Consider the following 7,935-nt stretch of genomic DNA (forward strand, 5'->3'; position numbering starts at 1 on the left):
TCACCCTTCAACGATAACCGCAATACAGGCATGTTCACTTTCGGCGGCGACGCCATGATCGGCTTCTAAAAAATAAAGAGGCGAGGAAACACGGACATCAGGGTGTGACGACATGGCACAGGCGATTTAGGCATCGTCTTGGCCGGTCATCGATGAATCGCTCACCCTGATCAGACATCGAGAGAGCGTTCCGCGTCGAAGCACGTGGTCTTGCGCGGGCTATCATGCTGCTCTCCCCAGTAGGACTAGAGGTACTTCAAGACGCCGCACGGCGTGATGCCGAACCTGTTTATCTCGGTGCTTCGACCCCTCCCGCGCCTATCGGCACCGCATAGTCCAATGATTTTGCACTCATCTCACATGCGCGAGACCATTCAGACCCTGAACCGCGCCTCCGAGAGTTACACAAACTCTCGTGACCGGAGCTCAATCAGGAGCCGATAATCGCCTGAGACAAGACCTGTCATGACGTTCTTTAGCAAATACGATATTTCTACATATAGCCGTGAAAGCTAAGCCATACCGTATTGTATGGGCACTCGATCATTTTCAGAAAACACGGCATGACGACGATCAAAGTGATGAGACTGCCCCCTCACGTACGAGCCGGGGCAACGTTGCAATAACATGCTCTGATCATTCTCTATAATCGCCGCAGCTCAATGCGTTGCGGCGAGCCTGATCAGACTTGAGGGCGCATAGCCATCCATATGCGTCCGGATATATTGTCGATCATTATGAGTGGCGATCTCCACGCCTATAGGGAGATCGCCTATCCTCACAAAAAAACTCCATTTTCTACTTTCGATGCGCCTGATCACTTCGCTTTCCGTAAGTTCCCAGCGCACACCATCGATAACTCCGCCTACCGAATGAATTTTTCGATGGGCCTCGTAATGGCTCGCTATTCTCACATGGGTAATCTGCAGTGTCTCAATCGCCATCTTGCCCTGTTTTCGAAATTACCCGATTTCCGGAATGACGTGCTCTAAGGCCAGGCATTGATTATCCCGGCATCCTGCATTGTGTCGGGGTATTTTCCAGCGGCGACGCGCTGTTTCGCGTCTCGCATTTGATCAATAAAAGCCTCACCACAGATAGGCGTCTATCTCATGCGGGGTACATTTCACTCAATGCGCCCCGCATGACTCCGCTTCCTGCCTTGCAGCAGGGAACGGAGGGTTTTTCTACTCGCGAGGCGTTGCCTCAAAGATCGAGATTACGTACCTGTCTTTACTTGCTGGGCGTTGCGCAGGCCCGAAGACAACCTTGTTGCAGCCGACTGTTCCGCAAGATAAGGTCCACCTGCCAGAATTTCGATGGAAAGCATCGCGAAGGATGCCGAACGTCGGGTAGTCAGAACAAGCGTCGCATTCCCGTCAGTCCATCGCATGTCCGGTCCCTCAAGCTCATGCCATCCGGTGCTCTGGTAATCCTTCACGTGAGTATGAACGTCACATGATTTGTCCGCTTCGAACAGGGTGATCTTGCCAACCAGAACACCTAGATATCGGCGGTCATCCACGAAAGGACCGATGATGTCGCAGGGACGCGACGCGTTGGATTGCAGCTTCAGGATCTGGGTATCGGGGGGCAGAGAGAAAACAACACGGTCCGGCAAGATGCGTCGAGGCAATAATATCGACTGATCGTCGGTAACCAATCTGATGTCCCGATCCCACGTCATAAGAGGCGCCTCGTCATGGGTGGGCATAGCCTCCATGGAACGCGCCTTGCACGCCAGGAAAATCGGCTCGACAAAATCACGATCCACACACAAGGGGATGGCAGTGCGTGATCCAGCGGGGGCCCTCTTCAAGGGCGTTGCCCCACTCGCAGCCGTAAAGGCGGTGCGATTGCCCGTATCGAGATAACTTTCGGTTTCTGCACCGTTTGCATAAATGACAGCGTGCTCGGCGGTCTCAAGATGGTAGTAACGATACTCGGTTAATGTCCGATCATAGACTATACTTTCACCATTCACCAGCATACGTACCGGTATGAACCTTCCGTTAATGAAGACACAGTGCTCTGAAGTGACCAGCAGATCCTGATAAGGCCTGTCATTCCCAAGAGCATGTTTTTTTATCCTCACGGGATAGCCAGCTTCATCATCCGGGCGATCCGGATTGATTGTCCTGTGTCTGCTCCCCACCCAGATGATCTTTCGTACTACCTGTTCGCCGTGGGCACTCACAATGACACTGTCACCGCTCTTGAGCGTTTCGACAGGTCTGTCACCATCAGGCGTGCGGATCATGCTCCCTGCGAGGAAGCACACACTCGCCAGAGCTTCGATCGATAACGTTGTACCCGTTTTACTGATGGTGAGTGGGCCACGACCGGACGTCGAGTAGGTTCCGGCTGTGAAACTTGTGCCTGCGACCGACATCGAAGCGATGGTGTTGCCGCTACTATCGGTGACAGTAATCGTCTGGGAATTACCTGACGTCGCAATCTGGTAAGCGACCGGTGTCGAAGACATGTTCGTGAACTGTATGATGTCACGGGCGGCGTCGAACCCCGTAATCGTTGTCGAGGACAGATTGACCAGAGCCCCTCCGGCATTGGCTATGAATGTCCCACCACCCTGGCCGAAATTGATTGTGCTCCCTGACAAAAGGCTGAGCAATCCACTCCCGTTACTGAACACACCCCCACTGTTGATGTTGACGGTAGTGCCGCTCAGAGCGTTCGCCACAAGACCGGAGGCCAGGGTGGCGTTGCCTCCATCGACATCGATCGTAGTGCCGCTCAGCGCCGACGCACCGGTAGATATGACCGCCGTACCCCCGACATGGATCGTGGCGCCTGAAAGAGCGCTCAGAACGGTGGTCACGGTGCCTGAGAACCCGGGGGGAATCACATACACGCCGCCGCCAAGTCCGAGGATGGATACAATGCTGAGCGTCGTGTTGGATGTGGTGAGAACATTACTGGCCGGTATTCCGGTAACCGTATCCGTCCCGCCATTCGCGTATGTGATGAGGAGGTCGTAGGTCGCCCCTATGCCGAACAGCCCGGAATGATAGGTGAGGCCGTAAGTCACGCCGCTGGCGTTTTTGTAATCCGTCATTTGGGAATACTCCCGGCAGGCTGCTGTGGCAGCATCCGATCAGTTGAAGTTCCGTCGCCTGTCCTGAGGGTTCAGTTCAGACGATCCGCCGGCAAATTGTTGCGATCGATCATTGCGAGAGCCTCGAGCAACGATCTCGCAAGTACTTTGGCCGCGTCCCGGGTCAGACGGAGATGCACAGTCGCCGAGACCGCTATGCTCTCGCCGACCGGTCGCTCTGCCGCCAGAGTGGTGGTGACCACATCGCCAATGGTCCCATAAACGGGGACTTTATCGGCAAATATCATCGGGGCATTGTCGACATTTGTCATCACAATACGCTTGGTCTCGCCAGCGCCACTCGGGGTGCCGACATCGGCTGCGCGCTCAGTACTGACTGTCCTGTCGTTTCGGCTGATCTTGCTCATCCCTGTCTCCTTGACCGCGAAAATAGGACCGGGCGATCCCGGGGCCCATCAAGTCTGAATTATGAAATGGTGATACTGGACGCCTTGAGATCTCCCACACCGAGGAAGGTCACCTTCATATTATTATCGAGTTGTAGCGTCGTATTTCCGCCCGAAACTGTTGCGGTATCCAGCAGGTTTTTGACGGCCTGATCGGCGTCTGCGGGCTTGTAATTGTACATGAAGAACATGTTTCCGGCGGCGCTGCCAAAATCGGTGATGGTGATGTCTCCACCATTATGCCCGGCCAGGACACCAAAACGATTGGCCGCACCATTGCCGCCGGTGACGGTTGCATAACTGTTCCCGTTTGCGTTTTCGAACTGGGTTCCAAACACGAATTGATCAGCACCTGACCCGCCGATGAGCGTGTTGTTTCCCGCCCCTGTCCAGGCCTCCAGCGTCCCTCTGGATGAGGATGCGTCGATATATTGATCCCCAGTGGTATTGGGTTGATTGGCAGTAAACAGCGCACGTCCGGCTGTATCGACAGTCGCGTGCAGGCTGTTGGCGCCCCAGATGGTTCCCAGACCCGCGTTGATGGATGTATCGCCGGTGCCGGAAATGAATTGCAGCGCACCTGAAACGCTGATGGCTTGCGCTGTCCCATGATAGACCTGGAGGTCACCGGCCGCAGAAATCGTGTCTCCGACTGTCCCGATGATCGTTCCTGTCTCGCCAGTGAACGTGACAGTCGATCCCGTACCGCCAAAAACGGAACTATTGGTTCCAACCGATATGGCGCTTCCTGTGAGCGCAGTGTCGACGACCAATGCATTCGATTTAAGAGTGACGCTCGAATCACCGCCAATCAGGGTGACCGTATCGGACGCATTTTCAACACCTGTGATCGTGTCCTGACCCTCGGACGCCACAAAATTCGTCCCCGTGCCCAGCGTGATGAGATTGCGACCCTCTCCAGCACGGATATTATTGACGCCACTTGCTGCAATGATGGTGTCGTCGCCCGCACCGGTCGCAATCGTCCAGTTACCGCTTCGGCCAGTACCGTCGAAAAGGTTATTGCCAGCCGTCGATACGAAAGTTCCGTTATAATTCCCGGCATAGAAACTCGTGCTCGCCGTGTTACCCGCCAGCACGGAGAGACTATTCGACGTTATACCGCTCCCGTTGACTGTGACAGGCAGTCCCAGGGGACTGACGGCGCCGCTTGCGCTGTTTTCCGAGCCGATCAGGAGATTGGTGTAGTCACCGCTCATGGCGAAAGAGCCGCCAATGGTTACGACACCTTGCGCCGTTCCGGTGGTGAGGCTCGATACCGTGTTCGAGCCCCTGCCGAGATCGATCGATCCAAACGACCCGGTGCTCGCGGCATTGGAGATCTGCTTTGCGTAAGCGGATGCCAGACTTTCCATCCGGGCACCGTCAATAGTGACCTGGACGGTCAGACCCGATGAACCAACTACAGTGACAATGCCCATGTGGCCGCCTCCAGCACAAAGCGTTCAGGGCAGTAAGCATGTTGCAATTCCTGCCCAACGATATCGGCTGGGAGTATGCGACATCATATCATCCTATCATCATACCAATTATTGTCTTATCCATACCGGATGGGTATGGATCTAAGGCGACTCCGATCATTCGTGACTGTGGCGCAGCTCGGGAGTCTGACCCGTGCCGCGCGGCATCTGCATATCGAGCAACCGCCCTTGAGCAGACAGATTGCCTCTCTTGAAAAGGAAGTCGGGTTCGACCTTTTCACTCGATCACGCACCGGGATGAATCTTACTGAATTTGGCTCGGTATTAAGTCGGCAGGCGAGCCGGATTATAGCCGAATTTGACGTAATGGAAAATATTATCGAAAAATCAAGGCGAGAACATAAATATAGAATAAATATAGGAATTTCAGACGGCCTACACAGCCTGGACCATTTCATCAAATCCGTGATGGCGATAAGGTCTTTCGACCCTAGAGTGATTGTCGACCTCAAACATGACTGCAATGAGAATGTCATCACGATGCTCAGAGAGGGGACTATCGACATCGCTGTGATCTGGGGTGAGGCTGACGATGACAATCTTATAAACAAGATAATATTCAGAGAACGACTATATGCAGTGACTCTCGATTCTTATTCGATAAGAAAAAAACATTACCGTAGCATTCATGATATAGATGGAGAATATCTTTTAATACCATCGAAGTCACGCAATAAATATTTCAATGACATGATGGTTAATCTGTTTCCGCCCGACAGTACACGAAACATCAACCCCAATTACGATATCGACCTGCTGTCTCTGGCCCCAATGGTCGCTGCCGGGGCAGGATGCGGCCTCGTTCCAAATCTGCTCACCTCAACCAACATACGCGGTGTTTCTTACGTCGAAGTCCATGGTGATGAAGCGGTATGCGTGGCTTCTCTGGTGACACGTCGTGAAATTCCGTCACCTCTTGTGCGTAGCTTCATGGCAAGTTTCAGCCAGAAAAATGCCGGGGTGTGAACGCTGTGTGATGATCCCCGCAACTGACGCATGAATACGGTCACGACGTCATATCAGCGGCTTCACGATCTATATGCGACGTCCGGCATCAGGAGTCAGAAGAGCCTGCGCCAAGCGCACCGCCTGGATGGGATCGGAGGATTTTATCGCGTCATAAAGATCATGGTGGAGTGATTGGGTCGCCCCCTGATCGCTGTTCTCGACCGCTCCTGAACGCGCAAACTCACGCGCTGTACCAAGAAAATAGGTGTAAAGCTGGCTTAGCGCACTGTTATGACTGGCTTCAGCGATCGCCGTGTAGAAAGGCACATCGTGATCAAGGAAGACATTTACGCTCTTACACTCGTGCCGCTCCTCCCGGGCATCGAGCCCAGCTTTGATACGCTTCAGATCACTGGCTGTACGGCGTATCGCCGCGAGACGAACTGCCTCGATTTCCAGCATGGTCAGTAATTCGACGTGATCCTGTGGGCTGGTCTTATCGAGCATTCTCGGCATCAAATCCGAGCCTTCGAGCGCACGCACATAGGTGCCGTTACCCTGACGGACCTCAAGTATGCCTGCGTGGGACAGCACACGGATGGCTTCGCGAACTGTGTTGCGCCCGACCTGAAGGAGTTCTGCCAGTTCTCCCTCGATCGGTATGCGACTACCAACCGGCCAGACCCCAGACGCAATCTGTTCCCTCAGCGCGCCGAGAGCCGAGTCAACCAGCGATTGACGGCGGGCTGGAGACAGAGGCACGCCTCTCGCAACATGGGGGGATCGAGACATAGATTTCATTCTATTTTGAAAATTCTGCAATAACGCCTGTTAATAACATGATGCGGCATCCCCTTGTATATAATTCACAATCTAAATCCGTTATAAGGATGTTAAAAATAGAAAGAGATCTGAGGTATCGAGCATTTCATGAAGTCCGTAATATGGCTGCGATTTTACGGATTGTGACGGCCGTTGCGAGATCTTCCCAATTTCAACCATATAGCAAAGTTTCCACAGAATAAGCCTGTGTCGCCCTGCATCGAGCTTTCGGCCTGTTCAGGGGCTAACCCGGGTACCTGACCCCGGTTTGCCAGCAGGCGGCAGGAAACCTCTCAACTCCGCGTGGCAACCGTATCATTCCCGCGCCGGAGTGAGCGCGCGCGCGATAAGGTCCTGTCTTGGCCTTTTATGGCTCGTCCCAGGGGGGAGCCATGCTGCTGCGAAAGCCGGGGTTTCCGACGGAACGGTCTTCGACAAACTCCGGAATGAGGATTCTGGATCGTTGTTTCATGTCCGCGTGACAGTTCGATCGGGCCATGTCACGATGGACAGCGTGCCGGGTCAGGACGTGCAACTGGCTGGGCTCGCGGGGCGGCTGTGCACCATAGAGGGGCAAAAAAGACCTCTTACACCCTCAGAAGTACCTGACAGACGGCACCTCAATCCTCAAGAGAAGATCAAACGCTGCCAGCCCCTGTGTAGCCGCCCGTATTGCTGGATCACCCCTGATCCAGGAGCGAACTGAGACTTCCAGCTGAGCCTTTCTGTTGCGAGACGCGGCAACCTCACCCAGGGGCCGGTTGCAGGACTCACCCAGCAAGCCTAGTTCGGCAAAATGAGCGATCTGGCGGCGTCAACCGCCTGAACCATGCAGCTCGGCATCACTTGCCAGAGCGAGCTCTCCGCCCACCTATAGGTTTCCTATGGAAAACGCTCAGATCGCCTCTGTCATCGCTATGCGTTTTCAAAGACCCTGTCCCCGTTCAATAGGGATCGAATCTTTGTCCACGTATCTCAGTATCTCACAACGGCGATTATTCGCCGTCGGTGCCCTGTCACTTTTAGCCACGACGGCGATGCAGAAATCTGCCCATGCCCAGATTGCCGTGTTCAAATCCGCCCAGAGCCCGTGGCTGCAGGATATCGTCCTCACAGGGCTGATCGAGGGCGGGATCACAGC

6 protein-coding genes are annotated in these 7,935 nt (G+C 54.2%); 1 reads left to right on the plus strand and 5 read right to left on the minus strand.

Features of this window, described 5'->3' with window-relative positions; translation table 11 throughout:
* Positions 1 to 659 precede the first annotated feature (659 nt).
* The 4 genes from AA0535_RS09735 to AA0535_RS09750 form a co-directional block, all read right to left on the minus strand.
* Complete coding sequence (locus AA0535_RS09735; protein WP_264815808.1) at positions 660 to 944, minus strand: DUF3892 domain-containing protein; 285 nt, start codon at positions 942 to 944, stop codon at positions 660 to 662.
* Positions 945 to 1,219: 275 nt separating this feature from the next.
* The gene (locus AA0535_RS09740; protein ID WP_264815809.1) at positions 1,220 to 3,076 is read right to left on the minus strand and encodes a Hint domain-containing protein; all 1,857 of its coding nucleotides are present in this window, start codon (positions 3,074 to 3,076) and stop codon (positions 1,220 to 1,222) included.
* Between the two features lie 71 nt (positions 3,077 to 3,147).
* Positions 3,148 to 3,483 carry a hypothetical protein gene (locus AA0535_RS09745; RefSeq protein ID WP_264815810.1) on the minus strand — a complete coding sequence of 112 codons (336 nt, stop codon included), beginning with the start codon at positions 3,481 to 3,483 and terminating at the stop codon, positions 3,148 to 3,150.
* A gap of 59 nt (positions 3,484 to 3,542) precedes the next feature.
* A complete protein-coding gene (locus AA0535_RS09750; protein ID WP_264815812.1) occupies positions 3,543 to 4,964 on the minus strand; it encodes a beta strand repeat-containing protein in 1,422 nt (473 codons plus the stop codon).
* Between the two features lie 135 nt (positions 4,965 to 5,099).
* On the opposite strand from AA0535_RS09750, the gene AA0535_RS09755 reads away from it, so the two are divergent.
* A complete protein-coding gene (locus tag AA0535_RS09755) occupies positions 5,100 to 5,990 on the plus strand; it encodes a LysR family transcriptional regulator (RefSeq protein ID WP_264815814.1) in 891 nt (296 codons plus the stop codon).
* Positions 5,991 to 6,059: 69 nt separating this feature from the next.
* Here the strand turns inward: AA0535_RS09755 and AA0535_RS09760 are convergent, their stop codons facing one another.
* Positions 6,060 to 6,764, minus strand: a complete 705-nt coding sequence (locus AA0535_RS09760) for a FadR/GntR family transcriptional regulator (RefSeq protein ID WP_264815815.1) — start codon at positions 6,762 to 6,764, stop codon at positions 6,060 to 6,062.
* Positions 6,765 to 7,935 lie beyond the last annotated feature (1,171 nt).

Source organism: Asaia krungthepensis NRIC 0535 (assembly GCF_025995175.1).
In the GTDB taxonomy this organism is placed as follows: Bacteria; Pseudomonadota; Alphaproteobacteria; order Acetobacterales; family Acetobacteraceae; genus Asaia; species Asaia krungthepensis.